General features: G+C 73.9%; 17 protein-coding genes. 8 read left to right on the top strand and 9 right to left on the bottom strand.

Annotated elements, in window-relative coordinates; genetic code table 11:
- Nucleotides 1–77 precede the first annotated feature (77 nt).
- Complete coding sequence (locus tag HUT06_RS28305) at nucleotides 78–530, bottom strand: MarR family winged helix-turn-helix transcriptional regulator (RefSeq protein ID WP_217711492.1); 453 nt, start codon at nucleotides 528–530, stop codon at nucleotides 78–80.
- A 102-nt stretch (nucleotides 531–632) separates the two neighbouring features.
- Between HUT06_RS28305 and HUT06_RS28300 the strand changes: the two genes are divergently transcribed.
- From HUT06_RS28300 to HUT06_RS28285, 4 genes are all read left to right on the top strand, one after another.
- Nucleotides 633–1,637 (top strand): SMP-30/gluconolactonase/LRE family protein, encoded by a 1,005-nt coding sequence (locus tag HUT06_RS28300; RefSeq protein WP_176198489.1) that lies wholly within the window; start codon nucleotides 633–635, stop codon nucleotides 1,635–1,637.
- Nucleotides 1,638–1,782: 145 nt separating this feature from the next.
- On the top strand, nucleotides 1,783–2,865 hold the full coding sequence (locus tag HUT06_RS45325; RefSeq protein WP_176198488.1) for a multicopper oxidase family protein: 1,083 nt from the start codon (nucleotides 1,783–1,785) through the stop codon (nucleotides 2,863–2,865).
- A 59-nt stretch (nucleotides 2,866–2,924) separates the two neighbouring features.
- Nucleotides 2,925–4,394 carry a multicopper oxidase domain-containing protein gene (locus HUT06_RS28290; protein WP_176198487.1) on the top strand — a complete coding sequence of 490 codons (1,470 nt, stop codon included), beginning with the start codon at nucleotides 2,925–2,927 and terminating at the stop codon, nucleotides 4,392–4,394.
- Between the two features lie 21 nt (nucleotides 4,395–4,415).
- Nucleotides 4,416–4,868 (top strand): hypothetical protein, encoded by a 453-nt coding sequence (locus HUT06_RS28285; protein ID WP_176198486.1) that lies wholly within the window; start codon nucleotides 4,416–4,418, stop codon nucleotides 4,866–4,868.
- A 69-nt stretch (nucleotides 4,869–4,937) separates the two neighbouring features.
- On the opposite strand, the gene HUT06_RS28280 is transcribed toward HUT06_RS28285, so the two are convergent.
- The 7 genes from HUT06_RS28280 to HUT06_RS28250 form a co-directional block, all read right to left on the bottom strand.
- Entirely contained in the window at nucleotides 4,938–5,654 is a 717-nt protein-coding gene (locus HUT06_RS28280; protein WP_176198485.1) for a metalloregulator ArsR/SmtB family transcription factor, read from the bottom strand.
- 56 nt (nucleotides 5,655–5,710) lie between these two features.
- Nucleotides 5,711–6,031, bottom strand: a complete 321-nt coding sequence (locus HUT06_RS28275; RefSeq protein ID WP_176198484.1) for a co-chaperone GroES — start codon at nucleotides 6,029–6,031, stop codon at nucleotides 5,711–5,713.
- A 10-nt stretch (nucleotides 6,032–6,041) separates the two neighbouring features.
- Entirely contained in the window at nucleotides 6,042–6,950 is a 909-nt protein-coding gene (locus tag HUT06_RS28270) for an NAD-dependent epimerase/dehydratase family protein (protein ID WP_176198483.1), read from the bottom strand.
- A gap of 42 nt (nucleotides 6,951–6,992) precedes the next feature.
- Nucleotides 6,993–7,763 (bottom strand): serine protease, encoded by a 771-nt coding sequence (locus HUT06_RS28265; protein WP_176198482.1) that lies wholly within the window; start codon nucleotides 7,761–7,763, stop codon nucleotides 6,993–6,995.
- A complete protein-coding gene (locus HUT06_RS28260) occupies nucleotides 7,733–8,713 on the bottom strand; it encodes a DMT family transporter (RefSeq protein ID WP_176198481.1) in 981 nt (326 codons plus the stop codon). Before HUT06_RS28260 ends, HUT06_RS28265 begins: the two co-directional genes overlap by 31 nt.
- Nucleotides 8,714–8,833: 120 nt before the next feature.
- Entirely contained in the window at nucleotides 8,834–9,601 is a 768-nt protein-coding gene (locus tag HUT06_RS28255) for an SDR family oxidoreductase (RefSeq protein WP_176198480.1), read from the bottom strand.
- Between the two features lie 9 nt (nucleotides 9,602–9,610).
- Nucleotides 9,611–11,062 carry an NAD(P)/FAD-dependent oxidoreductase gene (locus HUT06_RS28250; RefSeq protein ID WP_176198479.1) on the bottom strand — a complete coding sequence of 484 codons (1,452 nt, stop codon included), beginning with the start codon at nucleotides 11,060–11,062 and terminating at the stop codon, nucleotides 9,611–9,613.
- A gap of 71 nt (nucleotides 11,063–11,133) precedes the next feature.
- On the opposite strand from HUT06_RS28250, the gene HUT06_RS28245 reads away from it, so the two are divergent.
- From HUT06_RS28245 to HUT06_RS28230, 4 genes are all read left to right on the top strand, one after another.
- Nucleotides 11,134–11,523, top strand: a complete 390-nt coding sequence (locus HUT06_RS28245; RefSeq protein WP_176198478.1) for a hypothetical protein — start codon at nucleotides 11,134–11,136, stop codon at nucleotides 11,521–11,523.
- A gap of 62 nt (nucleotides 11,524–11,585) precedes the next feature.
- Entirely contained in the window at nucleotides 11,586–13,238 is a 1,653-nt protein-coding gene (locus tag HUT06_RS28240; RefSeq protein WP_176198477.1) for a DUF4132 domain-containing protein, read from the top strand.
- Complete coding sequence (locus HUT06_RS28235) at nucleotides 13,238–15,553, top strand: DUF4132 domain-containing protein (protein ID WP_176198476.1); 2,316 nt, start codon at nucleotides 13,238–13,240, stop codon at nucleotides 15,551–15,553. Before HUT06_RS28240 ends, HUT06_RS28235 begins: the two co-directional genes overlap by 1 nt.
- Nucleotides 15,553–15,945, top strand: a complete 393-nt coding sequence (locus tag HUT06_RS28230; RefSeq protein ID WP_176198475.1) for a hypothetical protein — start codon at nucleotides 15,553–15,555, stop codon at nucleotides 15,943–15,945. The genes HUT06_RS28235 and HUT06_RS28230 overlap by 1 nt, the downstream gene beginning before the upstream one ends.
- On the opposite strand, the gene HUT06_RS28225 is transcribed toward HUT06_RS28230, so the two are convergent.
- The gene (locus HUT06_RS28225) at nucleotides 15,942–16,622 is read right to left on the bottom strand and encodes a DNA-binding response regulator (protein WP_176198474.1); all 681 of its coding nucleotides are present in this window, start codon (nucleotides 16,620–16,622) and stop codon (nucleotides 15,942–15,944) included. The two genes, HUT06_RS28230 and HUT06_RS28225, sit on opposite strands and share 4 nt — an antisense overlap.
- Between the last annotated feature and the right edge of the window lie 33 nt (nucleotides 16,623–16,655).

The following is a 16,655-nucleotide window of genomic DNA, read 5'->3' as shown; positions in this document are numbered from 1 at the left end:
GTGCTCGGTGTGCCGGTTCGACGGACGGGCGGTCCGTCCCGTTCCGTAGGGGAGTGTCTCAGCCGTAGGGGAGTGTCTCAGCCGTCGCGCGGGGGGCGGGCCGCTTCGAGGAAGCCGACGCAGCGGCCGAGCAGCGCGACGAGCGCCTCCCGCTCGGCGTCGGTGAACTCGGCGGCCAGCCCCCGCTCGACCTTGATCGCGCGGGCGTCGGCGTCCGCCAGCACCTTCTCGCCCTCGGCGGTGAGCCGGGTCTCCAGGATGTTGCGGTGCCACTCGTGCGGGGTGCGCTCGATCAGCCCCCGCTCCTGGAGGTTCTTCAGGACGGTGTTCATCGTCGGCGGCGTGACCAGGCAGGCGCGGGCCAGTGCGGCGGCGGACATGCCGGGGTTGTCGGACAGGTGGAGGAGTGCGGCGTACTGCGGCACGGTGAGCCCGCTCGGACGCAGCGCGGCGGTCTTGGCCCCGTTGAGCGCCTGGTTGGCGCGTTTGAGGTGGGAGCCGATCCGGTCCGAGGTGGGCATCGAGGTCATCTCCGCATGGTAGCGAGCCGCATGCATGAGCCGGTTGACGAGCATTAGGGTCCTAACTATCGTACGTATCCGTTCTAACGAATCAATCCGAACGGAGGACTCATGTCCCGCCTCCACCGCTCCACCGCGGCCGTCGCGGTCGCCGCCGCCCTGGCGGTCCTGCCCGCGTCCGTCGCGGCGGCCCCGCCCGCCGCCGCCCAGGCGGCATCGCACGGGGCCCGGATCTCCGCGGCCTACGTGCTGCCGGGCGACCGCGTCTACCCGGAGGGCATCGCCGCCGACCCCCGCACCGGCGCGCTGTACGCCGGGTCCTTCGCGGACGGCACCGTCTACCGGACGCGGCCCGGCCGCCGCACCGCCGAGGTCTTCCTCCCGGCCGGCGCGGACGGCCGGCACACCGCCAACGGCCTGGAGGTCGACCGCGCCGGGCGGCTCTGGGTGACCGACTCCTCGTCCGGTGTCGCGGTGTACGACACCCGGACCCGCCGGCTGCTGGCCGCGTTCACCGTCCCCGGCGACGGCTCGCGGTTCGTCAACGACCTCGCCATCGCCCCCGACGGCACCGCCTACCTGACCGACAGCGCCCGCTCCGTCGTCTACCGCGTCACGCCCCGCGACCTGGCCGCGGCCCGGGGGAGGACCGCGACGCTGGCGGTGGCCTTCGACCTGGACGACGTCCTCGACCCGCACGGCCCCGACGACTTCACCCTCAACGGGATCGTCGCGGACCCGGCCGGCCGGTTCCTGCTGACCGACGACATGCTCGGCGGCGACCTCTACCGGCTCGACCCGGCGACCGGCGCCGTCCGCAAGGCCGTCCTCCGGGGCGGCGACATGCACAACGCCGACGGGCTCGAACTCCAGCACGGGCGGCTGTGGACGGCCAACAACACCGACAACGTCATCACCCGCTGGCGCGTGGCGCCCGACGGCACACGGGCCCGGCTCGAACGCAGGCTGGCGGACCCGGCGCTGCAGGTCCCGACGACGCTCGTCCGCCGCCACGGGACGCTCTACGTGGTCCGCTCCCAGTTCGACAAGGGCGGCCCGCTCGGGGACGGCGTCCCTGAGACCCCGTTCACCATCGCCGCCGTCCGCGGCATCTGACCGGGCGGCGCTAAAAAACCAGTGTTTTTGGTGTAAACCCCTCCGGTGTGCGGCGCCTCACAGCGCATACCCCTGGACGCGCTCGATCTTTCTCCAATAAAAACTAGCCTGCTAGTAAAAAATAGGCCCGGAAGGGGTCGGCGGGATGGACGGAGCAAGATCGAGGGTGCTCGTCGCGGCGTTCGCGTTCGCGGTCGCGCTGACCGTGGCGCTGTGGACGCTCCCGCGCGGCAACCCGGCCGAGGCGTCGCACTCGGCCGGGTCCGCGCACGAGGCGGAACCGGCCGGGGCGGCCGCGTCGCCCGCCGCCGAGCACGACGGAACCTCGCACGAGGCGTCGGGCGCCGGCGGAGCGGACGGCTGGAAGGCCATGGACGACGCCATGGCGAAGCGGGACAAGAGCTTCCCCGCTGCGACCGAGGGCCAGGGCGGGCAGGACCTCGCCCCCAAGGTGCTGCAGGACGGCACCAAGGAGTTCCACCTGACGGCCAAGGCCGTGAAATGGGAGGTGGAGCCCGGCAAGGTCGTGGACGCCTGGGGCTTCAACGGCATGGTGCCGGGCCCGACCATCCGCGCCGACGTCGGCGACAAGGTCCGCATCGTGGTGAAGAACGAGCTGCCAGAGCCGACCAGCGTCCACTGGCACGGCATCCAGCTGCCCAACAGGATGGACGGCGTCCCGAACGTCACGCAGGACTCCATCAAGCCGGGGAAGACCTTCGCCTACGAGTTCCCCGTGACCCGGATCGCGGACACCTGGTACCACTCCCACTACAACGGCACCAAGCAGGTGAGCAGCGGCCTATGGGGTGCGATCCAGTTCGGCGACGTCCCCACCCCGCACAAGGAGAAGGTCGCGCAGAAGCAGATCATCCAGATCCAGGACGCGGGCGTGATCGGGATGACGCTGAACGGCAAGTCCTTCCCGGCGACGCGGCCGCTGAAGGCGCGGGTGGGCGACTGGGTGCAGGTCACCTACGTCAACGCGGGCACGATGGCGCATCCGATGCACCTGCACGGCGTGGACCAGGTGATCATCGCCAAGGACGGGTTCCCGCTGGAGCAGACCTACAAGGCCGACACGGTCAACGTCGCGCCCGGTGAGCGCTACACCGTCCTCATCCACGCCGACCAGCCCGGCAAGTGGATCTGGCACTGCCACATCTTCCCGCACTCCGAGGGCTCCCAGGGCATGTTCGGCCTGGTCATGGAGATGCGGATCACCTGATGACGGCCCGGCTCGGACCGCCCGAACCCCCATTCCCCCCGCACACCTGGAGTGAGTCCATGTCCACAACCCCTGAGCCGGAGCGTCCGGCACCGGGCAGACCGCCGGGGCCCGCCCGCAAGCGCTGGACGGCGGCGCTGAACGGATTCATGCCCGCCATCAGCGCGGCGCTCGCGCTCGGCCTGATCGTCGGGCTGCTCATGGTCGGCGCCGCCCCGACGGGCCACCGGCACGGCGCGCTGGCGTCGTCCGAGGACGGCGCCGCGACGTCCTCCGCGGGCGGCGCGTCCCTTCCCGGGAAGGGCAAGAAGGTCACCCTCGACTTCGAAGAGGGCGACATGTACATCAAGCCGAACAAGGTCACCGTCCCGGCCGGCGCCGACGTCACGGTGAACGTCGTCAACAAGGGCAGCCAGGCGCACACCCTGAGCCTGCTGGGCAGGACGAACAAGCAGCTCGAACCGGGCAAGTCCGAGACCCAGCACTGGGGAGTGCTCACCGAGTCCACCCAGGCGTGGTGCGTCATCCCCGGCCACAAGGACGCCGGCATGCTCGTCGAGATCACGGTGACCGGCGGTGCGGGCACCAAGGCGGCGGGCACCACCGCGAACGCGAGCGCGGCGGGGGCCGCCACCGCGGGCGGCACGGCGAACGCCGAGATCGACCCGGCCGCCGAGCCCGCCGCCGGATGGAAGCCGTTCGACCCGGCGGCGCCGGTCAACGACGGGAAGGACGTCCACGAGGCGACGTTCACCGTCACCGAGAAGCAGATCGAGGTCGCCCCCGGCGTCCGGCAGACCCGGTGGACCTACAACGGCACCGCGCCCGGCCCCACGCTGCGCGGCAAGGTCGGCGACACGTTCCGGATCAAGCTCGTCAACAAGGGCTCGATGGGGCACTCCATCGACTTCCACGCCTCGAAGGTCGCGCCGAACGTCCAGATGCGGACCATCAAGCCCGGCGAGACGCTCGTCTACGAGTTCACGGCGCGGTTCTCCGGCATCTTCACCTACCACTGCGGGTCCGACCCGATGATCTACCACATGGGCAACGGCATGCACGGCGCCCTGATCGTCGACCCGCCGGACCTGCCGGCGGTGGACAGGGAACTGGTGCTCATCCAGTCCGAGCTCTACCTCGGGCCGCAGGGCAAGCCGGGCGACCTGAAGAAGATGCAGGCGGGCGAGTACGACGCGGTGGTCTTCAACGGCTACCACAACCAGTACGTCCACGCCCCCATCAAGGTGAAGCCCGGGGACCGGGTGCGCGTGTGGGTGGACGACGGCGGCCCCAACGAGAACATCGCCTTCCACGTCGTCGGGACGATCTTCGACACCGTCTGGAAGGAGGGCGCCTACACGCTGCGGCGCGGCGACAAGGAGAAGGGCGGCGCGCAGGTCCTCGACCTCCAGCCCACCCAGGGCGGCTTCGTCGAGTTCACCCTCCCCGACGCCGGCACCTACCCGTTCCTCGGCCACCGGATGAAGAACATGGCCGCCGGCGGCCTCGGCGTCTTCCAGGTCGGCTGACCCGCTCCCATGGAGGTGACCATGACAACCACGGGCACCGCGACGGCCGTCCCGGCGGCCTCGCCCGCGCTCACGGCGCGGCGCGTCGCCGCCGCCGGATCCGTGCTCGCCGCGCTCATCCACTACGCCGTCGTGCCGGAGCACCTCGACGAATGGTGGGCGTACGGCGTCTTCTTCAGCGCGATCGGCATGTTCCAGCTCATCTGGGCCGTGCTCGTGCTCACCGGCGACGAGCGGCCGGTGCTGCTGTCCGGGCTCGCCGTCAACCTCGGCGTGCTCGCCCTCTGGGCGGTGAGCCGCACCAGCGGCCTGCCGTTCGGGCCCGAGCCGGGGGAGGCGGAGGGGACCGGCGTCCTCGACGTGCTCAGCGGCGCCGCCGAGCTGGTGCTGGTCGCCGGGATCCTGCTCGCCCTGCGCGGCTCGCGCCGCCGGCCCGCCGAGCCCCCGGCGGAACCCGCCGGGAAGGGCGGGTGACCGTACCCGTCCCGGCGCGCGGGCCCGCGGACCCGAAAGGGGCCCGCGGGCCCGCCCGTGTCCGGCCTCTCAGCGCTCGGCGTCGCGGGTGCGGCGCAGATGGGCGAGGCAGAGGTGCGGCTCGACCAGGGGGTCCAGCCGGTCCGCCGCCAGCGGTACGTCCATCTCGGCGAGCGCGCCCTGGATCAGGCCGAGGTGCAGCCGGCACACGACGTCCGCGTGCCGTTCGGCGACGGTGCCGAAGGGGCAGTTGCGGACCCGGACGCGCACCTCCTCCGGATCCGGGTCCGGGTGGGCCGCGTGCTGCTCGAACTCCGGGCTGAAGCCCATGCCGGCCATCATCCGGTCGAGGCGCTCCAGCGCCTCCGCCGTGCCGAGCCGCTGGAACGGGGCGGGCGGATCGGCGAGGTGGCGTCCCCACGCCCGGCCCGCCTCGATCGCGGCCGCCCCCGGATCGGGCAGCATCCCGGAGACGAGGCTCGCCAGCATCTCGGCGAGCAGCCGGTAGCTGTGCCGGCCGTCCGGCGCCTCCGCGCGGTACACCATGCGCGGGCGGCCGGGCCGGTCACGGCCCTCGGGCACCCGCCGCACGAGGCCGGCCTCCGCCAGCCCGTCGAGGTGGAAGCGCGTGGTGTTGGGATGCAGCCCGGCCCGCTCGGCGATCTCGCGCACGCCCAGCGCGGCGGCGCCCGCCTCGCGGATCACCCGCAGCACCCGGGCGCGGCTGCCGCCGAGCCCCGCCTCGGCCGCCGCCGGCTCCGCGTCCACCCATTCGCGGTCGTCCATGGCCCGAGTTTATGCATATCCACTAGTGAAAATCAGCGGCGGCGGGCGGGACGCGGTCAGAGGTAGAGGCCGGTGCCGTGCTCGGGGCGCTCGCTGGCGATCGCGTGCAGGTCGCGCTCGCGCATGACCAGGTAGTTCTCGCCCTGGATCTCGACCTCGTACTGGTCGCCGGGGTGGAACAGCACGCGGTCGCCCGGCTTGACGATGCGCACGTGGTGGCCGACCCCGCAGACCTCGCCCCACACCAGGCGGTTCCCCTGCTCGACGGTCGCGGGGATCACGATGCCGCCGGTGCTGCGGCGCTCGCCGCTGTCCTTCTCGATCTTGATCATGACGCGGTCGTGCAGCATCTGGACTTCGAACTTGGGCTCCGGCACGCCGGTGAGTTTAGCCGTCCGCGAGGGTCAGGGCGTCCCAGGAGCCGGCGATGATCTCCGGCAGCGCGGACCGCCCGGGCCGCCAGCCGAGGTCGCCGCGGATCGCGGCGGCGTCGCAGACCAGCACCGGCGCCTCCGGGCGGGCGGGCCGGCGGCGGACGGGCACCGGCCGCCCGGTCACCTCCTCGACCGCCGCGACGACCTCGTGGACGGCGGCGCCGGCGCCGCTGCCGACGTTGTAGACGCGGTCCTCGCCGGGGCGGACCGCCTCCAGCGCCCGCACGTAGGCGGCGGCGAGGTCGTCCACGTGCAGGTACTCGCGGACCGCCCGGCCGTCGCCGTTGACGTCCAGGCGCGGGGCGTGCCCGGCGGCCACGGCGAGGGCGGCCGGGATCAGCCGGGTCCCGTCGGGGTCGATCCGGCCGTCCACCGACCCGGCGACGTTGAAGGTGCGCAGGACGACCGCGCCGATCGCGCCCGTCCGGGCGTGGTACCGGACGGCCTGCTCGGCGGCCAGCTTCGACGCCCCGTACGGGCTGGCGGGCGCCGTCGCCTCGGTCTCGGGGATGGGCTGCCGCTCCGGCGTCCCGTACACCGCCGCCGTGGAGCCGAACACGACCCGGTCCGCGGCGACGGCCTCCAGCAGGTTCACCGTGCCCTGGACGTTGGCCGTGAAGTAGGGCAGCGGCCGCTCGAACGACTCGCGGACGCGGGTGAGCGCGGCGAGGTGGCACACGCCGTCGTAGGGGCCGCGCGGCAGCCCGTCCGGGGCGAGCAGGTCGCCGCGGACGGCGCGCACCCCGGGCGGCAGCCCGGCGTCCCGCCGCACCAGCCCGTCGACCTCGTGCCCGGCGGCGGCGAGCCGCCGCCCGACCGCGTACCCGATGTACCCCGCCGCCCCCGTCACCAGCACGCGCATGCGGCCAGCATCCAGCGTCGGCGCCCCGGGTTCAAGCTGCGGTCACGGCAGGGAGTCGAGCCGCGCGTACACGCCGGGGTAGCCGGGTTTCGCGCAGCCGTGCCCCCAGGACGTCAGCGCGGCGACGCGGCCGCGGACCAGCAGCGGCCCGCCGCTGTCGAACTGGCACGAGTCGGCGGTGGCGGACCCGGCGCACAGCATGTCGGACGGGTCGAACGCGTCGCCGTAGGCCCGCCGGCACGCCGCGTCGCCCGGCAGCGGGACGTCCGCCGCCCGCAACCGGGTGTTGAACAGGTCGTTCTCGCCGGTGAAGCCCCACCCGGCGATGCGCCCCGCGCGGGCCGCGCCGGGCGGGCCGAGGACGGCGAGCGGGCGGCGCACCGGCCGCGCGAGCGTGAGGACGGCGAGGTCGTGGTGGCCGACGGTCTCGTCCTGGAACGAGGTCTCCCGGTACCGCGGGTGCAGCCGCACCGACCGCACCCCGACCGTCTCGCCGCCCGCCCCGACCAGGTCGTCCCGGCCGAAGGTGGCCGTGAGCAGGCCGGGCAGCGACCGGAACAGCGTGACGCAGTGCGCGGCGGTGAGCACCCGGTCCGGCGCGATCAGCGCGCCGCCGCAGAACTGCCCGGACGGCCGGACGAAGAAGACCGGCGACCCGACCGCCGCCAGCCACGGGTAGGCAGAGGTCGAGGCGGGGGCGCCGCCCACGACGGCGGACGCGGGAGGAGACAGCGGGGGAAGGGCCAGGAGCGGGAGCGCCAGCAGCGCGCCGAGTACCCCCGTCAGGAGGGACCGGCGGGAGTGGAGGGCCATCTGGGCAATGTACGGGGATCGAGGGCGGCGTGCACGGTGTCGCGGGCGGCCGGTTCCGGCTCCTCGTGCCGGGGGAACAGCACGAGCGCGACCAGCGCCAGCACGAAGCCGCAGGCCCGCAGCGCGAACGGGCCCGCGTCGCGCGGCCAGTCCTCGCCGAACAGGACCGAGCTGCTGAGCAGCAGGTACGACCGGCCGATGACGGTGAGCACGACCGCGACGATCGCGATCCGGCAGCGCTGCAGCGCGACCTGGAGCTGCCCGAGCGCGATCGCCGCGAGGCCGATCGTCAGCCACGGGTAGGCCGACTGCAGCACCGCCTGGAGGCTGCCGGTCTCCTGGTAGACGATCGAGATGCCGCGGATGCCAACCTCGGCCAGGCCCGCGCACGCTCCCGCGCCGACGCCGTAGGCGACGCCCGCCAGCTTGCGGGCGTGCCGGCCGCTCGCGCGGCGGTCCCCGACCAGCCACACCAGCGCCGCGATGACCACCGCCGGCGCGCAGATCGCGATCATCAGCCACGGCCGGGCGAGGGTGCCGGTCAGCGTGGCGTCGGCGTGCAGGTCGCCCTCCTCGGTGGCGGAGAGCCCGATCAGCATCGTGGCGAGCACGAACAGCGCGACGCTCGTCCACTCGCGGAGGCTGAGCCGCTCGCCGAGGAAGCGCACCGCGTACGCGACGAGCATCACCAGCGCCACCGCGAAGATCGGCTGCGCGACGGCCAGCGGCATCGCCGAGAACGCCACCACCTCGTAGCCGAGCCCGAGGAACAGCAGCAGCCCGCCGCCGAGCCACACCGGGTCGGTGAGCATCAGCCGGGCGACGCGGAACGGGCGGCTGCCGCGCAGGGGCTCCATCCGGCGGGCGGACGCCCGGAACACCAGGAACGCGATGTAGTAGGCGGTGGTCGCGATCAATGCGAGCGCGGCATAACCCAGGTCGGAACCCATCGGGAGGGACCTCTCGGTGGACGGGGGACGGGGCATGTCGTTCGGCGCGCCATCGAATCGACCTGTCCCTGCAGCCTGCCCCTTCCGCCCCGTCGTTGCAAGTGACTGCTTATTTGACGCTCAGTCGTACCGGCGGCCAGTGGTGGACGACAGCCGGGTGACCAGCCCGCGCGGGACGAGCCGCGCGGCGCCCGCGAGCGCCTTGTACTGCGCGCCCGGGATGCTGACCGGCGCGCCGCGGCGCAGGTCGCGCAGCGCGGCGTCCACGACGTCGTCCTTGTCGAGCCACATGAACTCCGGCAGCGCCGACATGTCCATGTGGGCGCGGTCGTGGAACTCGGTGCGCACGTAGCCCGGGCACAGCGCCATCACCCGGACGCCGCCGCGCGACCGCTGCCGCAGGTCGGCCGCGATGCCCTGGCTGAAGCTCACCACCCACGCCTTGGACGCCCCGTAGGTGCCGCGCGTCGCGAACGCCGCCATCGACGACACGTTGACCACGGCGCCCCGGCCGCGCTCCACCATGCCCGGCAGGGCGGCGTGCGTGAGCCGCAGGACGGCCTCGCAGTGCACCTTCAGCATGGCCAGCTCGTCCGACACCGGGACGTCGAGGAACACGCCCCGGTTGCCGAACCCGGCGTTGTTGACCAGCAGGTCCACGTCCGCGCGGACGCGCTCCTCGGCCGCCGCCAGCCCCTCCTCGGCGGACAGGTCGGCGGGCAGGGCCTCGGCCCGGACGGCGTAGTGGTCGCGCAGTTCGGCGGCGGTGCGGTCCAGGCGCTCGGCGTCGCGGGCCAGCAGGACCAGGTCGAACCCGTCGGAGGCGAGGCGGCGCGCGAACGCGGCGCCGATGCCCGCGGTCGCGCCGGTGATGAAGGCGGTCGGCATGCCCCGAGCCTAGGCCGCCCGCCGCGCGGTGAAGTGCCGCGGGTCGGGGCGGCGCGTCGCGCGGCGGTAGGCGAAGGTGAACCCGGGCCAGTTGTTGACGACCGTGCCGTCGGCCGTCATGTACCAGCTCTGGCAGCCCGCCTCCCACACGGTCGTGCGCATCCGCTCGCGCATCTCGCGGGTGAAGGCGTCCTGGACGTCCGGCTTCACGTCGATCCAGGCGAGCCCGGCGCCGTGCAGCGCCGCCACGCAGCCGAGGACGTACCGGAACTGCGACTCCAGCATGTAGATGATCGAGTTGTGCCCCAGGTTGGTGTACGGCCCGTAGAGCAGGAACAGGTTCGGGAAGCCGCTGACGGTGATGCCGAGGTGCGCCTGCGCGCCGTCGCGCCACGCCTCGTTCAGCTCCCGGCCGTCCCGTCCGACGATCTTCATGGGGGAGAGGAACTCGGTGGAGCGGAACCCGGTCCCGTAGACGATGACGTCGACGTCGTAGGCGCGGCGGGCCGTGGCGACGCCGGACGGCGTGATGCGCTCGACCGGGTCGGTGACGAGGTCGACGTTGGGCCGGGCGAGCGCCGGATAGTAGTCGCTGGAGATCAGGATCCGCTTGCAGCCCATCGGGTAGCCGGGGATCAGCGCGTCCCGCAGCACGGGGTCGTCGATGCCGTCCTTGAGGGTGTTCTTGAAGCGGTTCTCCAGCATCGCCATCAGCTTCGGGTACTTGATGAAGCCCAGCGCGCGCGCCTCGTACGCCAGGTACGTGTAGCCGCGGTTCAGCTCCCAGAGCCCCGGGACGTTCGCCATGGCGGCCTGCTGCCACGGCCGGTACACCCGGTCCGGTTTGTCGATCACGTAGGGCGCGGACCGCTGGAACAGCCGCAGCTCCGCCGCCTCCTTCGCGACCTCGGGGACGAACTGGATCGCGCTCGCGCCCGTCCCGATCACGGCGACGCGCCTGCCGCGCAGGTCGGCGCCGTGGTCCCAGCGGGCGGAGTGGAAGCTCGTCCCGCCGAACGAGCCGCGCCCCTCGATCTCCGGCAGCACCGGCCGGTTCAGCTGCCCGCACGCCGAGACCAGCACCCGCGCCTCCAGGTCGCCACCGGTCGTGGAGATCCGCCAGAGCGCGGCGTCCTCGTCGAAGCGCGCCTCGGTGACCTCGGTGCCGAACCGGACCTTGCCCAGCACCCCGTACTTGCGGGCGCAGTGCCACAGGTAGTCGAGGATCTCCGCCTGCGGCGGGAACCGGCGCGTCCAGTCGGTCTTGCGCTCGAACGAGAACGAGTACAGGTGGGACGGGACGTCGCACGCCGCGCCCGGGTAGGTGTTGTCCCGCCAGGTGCCGCCGAGCCCGGCGGCCTTCTCCAGGACGACCACGTCGTGGACGCCCGCCCGCCGGAGCCGGATCGCCATCCCGATCCCGCCGAACCCGCTACCGATGATCACCACGCTGTGCGCCATGGCCGTCCCGAACCTCGTTCTGTTTGCGGTACCCCGAGCGTAGGTGACCATGAGGTCACTGACCAGGTGTCGTGATCGCCCGGTTTCTGTCGGTCCTGTCTGCCAGCATCGCGCCATGCTCTACGACATTCTCGTCGCCGAGCCTCGTCCGGACGACGGCCTGGACGGCGTGCGGCTCGCCGCCCTCGCCGACGCCCCGCTGGGCGCTCGACCTCCTCGCGCCCGTGGCCCGGCCAGAGCTGCTCGACCCCCGGCTCAGCCCAGACAAGGCGGACGAGCCCTGGTACTGCGGGCTGCCCGACAAGCGGCACGAGAAGCAGCGGGCCTTGATCCGCACGGAGTTCGGGAAGCGGCTGCCGTCCTGCCCGGACGCCGAGGGCAGGGCCTTCGTGGTGGCGTTCCTGCTCGCCGCCGACCACAAGATCACCGACCCGGCGATCACCCGCCGGCTCGACCGCTGAGCACCGCGGAACGATCACCGAAACACCGGCGACCCGCCGCGGCCTTCTGGAAAGATCACCCCATGTCAGACGACTCCGCCGACCTCCGGGCGCATCTGGACGCGCTCAACGCGCCGCGGCCGACCCGCGCCTGGCGCCGCCGCACGCTGGAACTCCTGGCCGCCCCCGCCGCCCGCGACGAGGTGCTGCGCCGGGTGCGCTGGTACGCGACGAAGGAGCCGGACCTCGTCGGCGGCCGGCCGTTCTCCGACCCGTCGCTGCGCGCCGAGCCGGGCGGCCGCGGCCGGGTGTGGGCCGCCGCGCTGCTCGGCGACCCGGGCGTCATCCCGCTGCTGGACGTGATCGCCCGCCGCGCCGCCGGGGTGACCCGCGAGTTCGAGCCGTCCGCCAAGCTCGCGGGCGGGGCCGTCAACGCGCTCGGCGAGTTCACCGACCCCCGCGCCCTGGACGTGCTGCGCGGGCTGAGCCGCGACGTCCGCTACCCGGGCCTCGGCCGGCAGATCGCCGCGGCCGTCGAGGCGGCGGCGGCCCGCCGCGGCATCACCCCCGCGCAGCTGGTGGAGCGCGGCGTCCCCGCGCACGGCCTCGGCCGCGACGGCTCGCTCGCCCGCGACATCGGCGCCTACCAGGCGGTGCTCGTCATCGCCGACCCGCTGACCGTCCGGCTCACCTTCACCGGCGCCGACGGCCGGCCGCTGCGCACCGTCCCCGGCGCGCTCAAGGTCCCGTTCGCCGCCGAGATCAAGGAGCTGAAGTCGCTGGTGAAGCAGGTCCGCGCGACGCTCGCCGCCGAGCGGACCCGGGTCGAGGCGCTGATGGCGGTCGAGCGCTCCTGGCCGTACGCCGAGTGGTGCCGCTACTACCGCGACCACCCCGTCACCGGCGCGGTCGCGCGCGGCCTGGTCTGGGAGTTCGAGGCGCCGGGCGGCGTCTGGCACGCGGCCACCCCCGGCGAGGACGTGCTGGTGACGGTGGACGGCCGGGCGCTGCCCGACCCGACCGCCGGGGCGCGCGTCCGGCTGTGGCATCCCGCGCGGGCCTTCCCGGGCGCCGTGCGGGCCTGGCGCGGCTTCGTGACCGGCAACCGGATGGCGCAGCCGTTCAAGCAGGCGTTCCGCGAGACCTACCGGCACGCCGGCCCGAACGGCCGCGCCGGCGCCGGCCCCGGCCCGGGGTTCGACGGCGAGCTGCGGCGGGTCTTCGCCGAGGGCGAGTGGCGGGTCAGCCACCACGACGGCACCCGGTTCGAGCGCGGGACCGCCGGCCGCTGGCGGGAGGTCCGCCCGGCGGACGTGCCGCCGCTGGTGTTCAGCGAGGGGACCCGGGAGGTGGACCTGTTCCTGCGGGTCACCGCGCTCGCCGAGGAGGAGCCGTTCGGCGCGCCGTCCGCGAGCGCGGAGATCCGCGGCGACGTGCTGCGCCGCGTCCTGCCCGGCACCAGGATCGCCGGCCGCTGCGCGGTCGACGGCCGGTTCCTCGTCGTCCGGGGCGAGCTGCGCACCTACAAGATCCACCTGGGGTCGGCGGGCGTGCTGATGGAGCCCGGCAACACCCGGCTGAGCGCCGAGCCCGCCCGCCTGCCGGGGCCGAAGGGGCTGTTCCTGCCGTTCGAGGACGAGCGGCTCACCCAGATCATCGGCCTCGCCGCGCTGCTCGCCGCCGACCACAGGATCACCGACGAGACGCTGCTGCGGCAGATCAGGAGGGGCGCCTGATGGACCTCGCCGCGCGGCTGCTGCGCGCCATGACCGCCCCGACCGCGGCCGACACCGAGGGGTTCCGCGGCTGGTACGGCGAGATCGGGCGGCTCTCCGACGCCGAACTCGGCGGCCTCCTGCCCGTCGCCTACGGGCTGGGCCGCGCGCCCGACCACGTCTCGACCTGCGTCCGGTTCATGGTGGAGGACGAGGTGAAGAGCCGCCAGCCGCGCTTCACGCCGGAGGCGTGCGAGCGGATGTTCGCGGCGCTCGTCGACGGGCTGACGGCCCGCAAGTGGGCCGACATCGCCCTGGGCGCGGCGGCGCTGGCGCGCTGCCACGGCCCGTGGCCCGATATCGCCGGCCCGGCGGGCACGCTGGTCGAGTTCCTCCTCGACCACGACCGTGCCGACAAGCCCTTCGCCATCCTCGCGGTCGGCGGGCTCGCGGGAGACGACGTCCTGCGGCGCACCGCCGAGCGCCTCCGCCGCGGGAGGAAGGGCGAGATCGCGCTCGACGAGTTCGACGTGGCCGTCCGGCTCGCGCCCGGGGAGCGGGTCCTGCTGGCCGAGGTGGCCCGGAGCCGCGCCTACGACTCCCCGCCGCCCCTCCCGGACGCCTGGGAGCGCGTCGCCGCGATCCCCGCCTACACCCGGTTCGCCCGCGGCGCCCTGGAGACGGCGGGCGCCCGCGCACGCGCGATCCAGGACGGCGAGGTCCCGTACCGGGCCGACCAGGCGTTCACCGCCGACGAGGTCGAGACGCTCGGCCGCGCCGCGCGCCTCGCGCTGCTGGCGGACGAGCCGTGGCTCCCCGCCTTCTTCGACCGCCTCCTCCCCGACGTCTCGATCGCGCCGACCCAGGCGCGGACGCTGCCGTCGCAGGCGCTGCTGTACGAGATCGTCCGGGCCGCGCTGGACTTCCCGACGCCCGAGCTGGTCGCCGCGATCCGGCACGTCCGGCGGAACGTCCGGCACGCGGGCGTGCCCAAGCAGCTCGACAAGATGCTCAAGAAGGCCGACGCGGCCCTGGCCGAACGCGCCGAGGTCGCCCTCCGCCTGCCCGACCCCGGAGTCCTGCGCCGCGATCTCGGCGGCTACACGGCCGAGATCACGGTCGCCGCCAAGGCCGAGCTGACGTTCGAGAAGGACGGCAAGGCGCTGAAGGGCGTCCCCGCGCCCGTCCGCCGCGACCACAAGGACGAGCTGAAGGAGCTGCGCGACCACGTCAAGCGCATCGGCGCCCAGCTCGCCACGCTCGTGCGCGCCCTGGAGGGCGGCTTCACCGCCGACGCGACCCACCCCTTCGGCCGGTGGCGGGACACGCTCGTCCACCACACGATCGCCGGTCCGGCGGTGCGCGGGCTGATCTGGGAGGTCGAGACCGCTCCCGGCGAATGGGAGGCCGTCCTGCCCGAGGCCGGCGGGATCCCGGACGCCGCCGAGGACGCGCCCGTCCGGCTGTGGCACCCGATCAGATCGGAGCCGGACGAGGTGCGGGCCTGGCGCGACCTGCTCGTCGAGCGGCGGATCAGGCAGCCGTTCAAGCAGGCGTTCCGGGAGATCTACCTGCTCACCCCGGCCGAGGAGGAGACCGGGACGTACTCCAACCGGTTCGCCGCGCACCTCGTCCACTACCGGCGGATGTTCGCGCTGTTCCGGGCGCGCGGCTGGACCAGCGCCCTGCTCGGCCCGTGGGACGGCGGCGGCGCGGACGAGGCGGCCCGGACCCTCGCGGCGGGGGAGTGGCGGGTCCGGTTCTCGCACGTCCTCGCCGACGGGGAGCACGAGCAGGAGATCGCCGGCACGAACCGGGTGCTGTTCGACCGCCGCGCGGACGGCGCCTGGCGGACCGCGCGGCTCGCCGACGTCCCGCCGCTGGTGTTCAGCGAGGCGATGCGCGACGTCGACCTGTTCGTCGGCGTGACCTCGATCGCCGCCGACCCGATGTGGGAGGATGGCGAGGCCCGCGACTACTGGGTCCGCGCGTGGTACGCCGAGCCGAACGAGACCACCCGGACCCGCGCCGACGCGCTGGCGCGCATCCTGCCCCGCACGAAGATCGCCGACCGCTGCTCGCTCGACGGCCGGCACCTGGTCGTCCGCGGCGAGCTGCGCACCTACAAGATCCACCTGGGGTCGGCGAACATCGTGATGGAACCGGACGACGCGTTCCTGTGCATCGTCCCAGAGCGCCGCTCGCCCGGCGCGGGGGTGTTCCTGCCGTTCGAGGAGGAGCGGCTCTCGCTGATCCTCAGCAAGGCGTTCCTGCTCGCCGCCGACGACAAGATCACCGACGAGTCGATCCTGACGCAGCTCAAGCGAGGTGCCTGATGGCCGCCGTGACGTTCAAGGACGAGACCGCGACCGGGCGGCCCGTCGCCGAGGTCCGGCTCGACGGGCTGCCGGAGCGGATGACCGTCCGCGAGCTGATCCGGCTCCGGGTCCGCGAGGAGGTCGCCCGGCACAACGCGCGGCCGTCCGACCGGTTCAACGGCCTCGTCCGGCCCGACGGCGCCGAGGCCGAGCTGAACGGCTACCGGCTGCGCGAGCCGCGCCGCGTCGACTGGGAGCGGCAGGCCGAGATCGCCGAGGCGGCGTTCCGCGCCAACGGGTTCTTCGTCCTCGCCGGCGACCGCCAGGTCGAGGACCTCGACGAGGAGATCGACCTCACCGCCGATCCCGACCTGGTGTTCATCAAGCTGGTGGCGCTCGCGGGCGGCTAGCCGCCGGGCCGCCCGCCCAGCAGGCCGAACTCGTGGGCCCGGATGCCGGCCTGGAAGCGGGACTCGGCGTCCAGCAGCGTGAGGATCTCCGCGACGCGGCGCCGGTAGGTGCGCAGCGACATGCCGAGCCGCCGCGCGGCCGCCTCGTCCTTCAGCCCCTCGCCGAGCAGCCGCAGGATGTGCCGGCTCTCGCCGGTCAGCGCGGGCGGCCGGTCGCGGCGGAAGTCGGCGAGGTCGGCCGCCGTCTCCCAGGACGCCTGGTACAGCGACACGACGCCCTCCACGACGCCCGGCGACCGGACCACCGTGTACTCGCGCACGCCCGCCGCGGGCGGGCCCGCCAGGATCGCGACCCGCCGGTCCACGATGATGGTCTCGTGCGCGAGCGGGGCCGTGCAGATCCGCACCTCGACCCCGGCGCGGGCCAGCTCCACCAGCCGCCGCTCGGACGCCTCGTCCGCGAGCGCCGCCGGGGTGTAGAGCTTGCGGACGTCGGGCCCCGGCCCGGCGCGGTGCCGCGCGGCGACGATCGCCTCCCGCGCCTCGGGCATCGCCCACGTGTGCATGTCCGTCGCGGCGCAGGCGAACTCCTCGCACGCCTCGAACAGCCGCCCGGCGCGCTCGACCAGCTCCGCCTCACCGCGCAGCACGACGTTCCGGTCCACATCAACGCTCATCCCCACCGAGTCTGCCACGCCGCCGCTGGCAGC

It is taken from the genome of Actinomadura sp. NAK00032 (genome assembly GCF_013364275.1).
In the GTDB taxonomy this organism is placed as follows: Bacteria; Actinomycetota; Actinomycetes; order Streptosporangiales; family Streptosporangiaceae; genus Spirillospora.
Note: the sequence above shows the minus strand (reverse complement) of the source record. Positions and strands in the feature narration are given on the sequence as shown.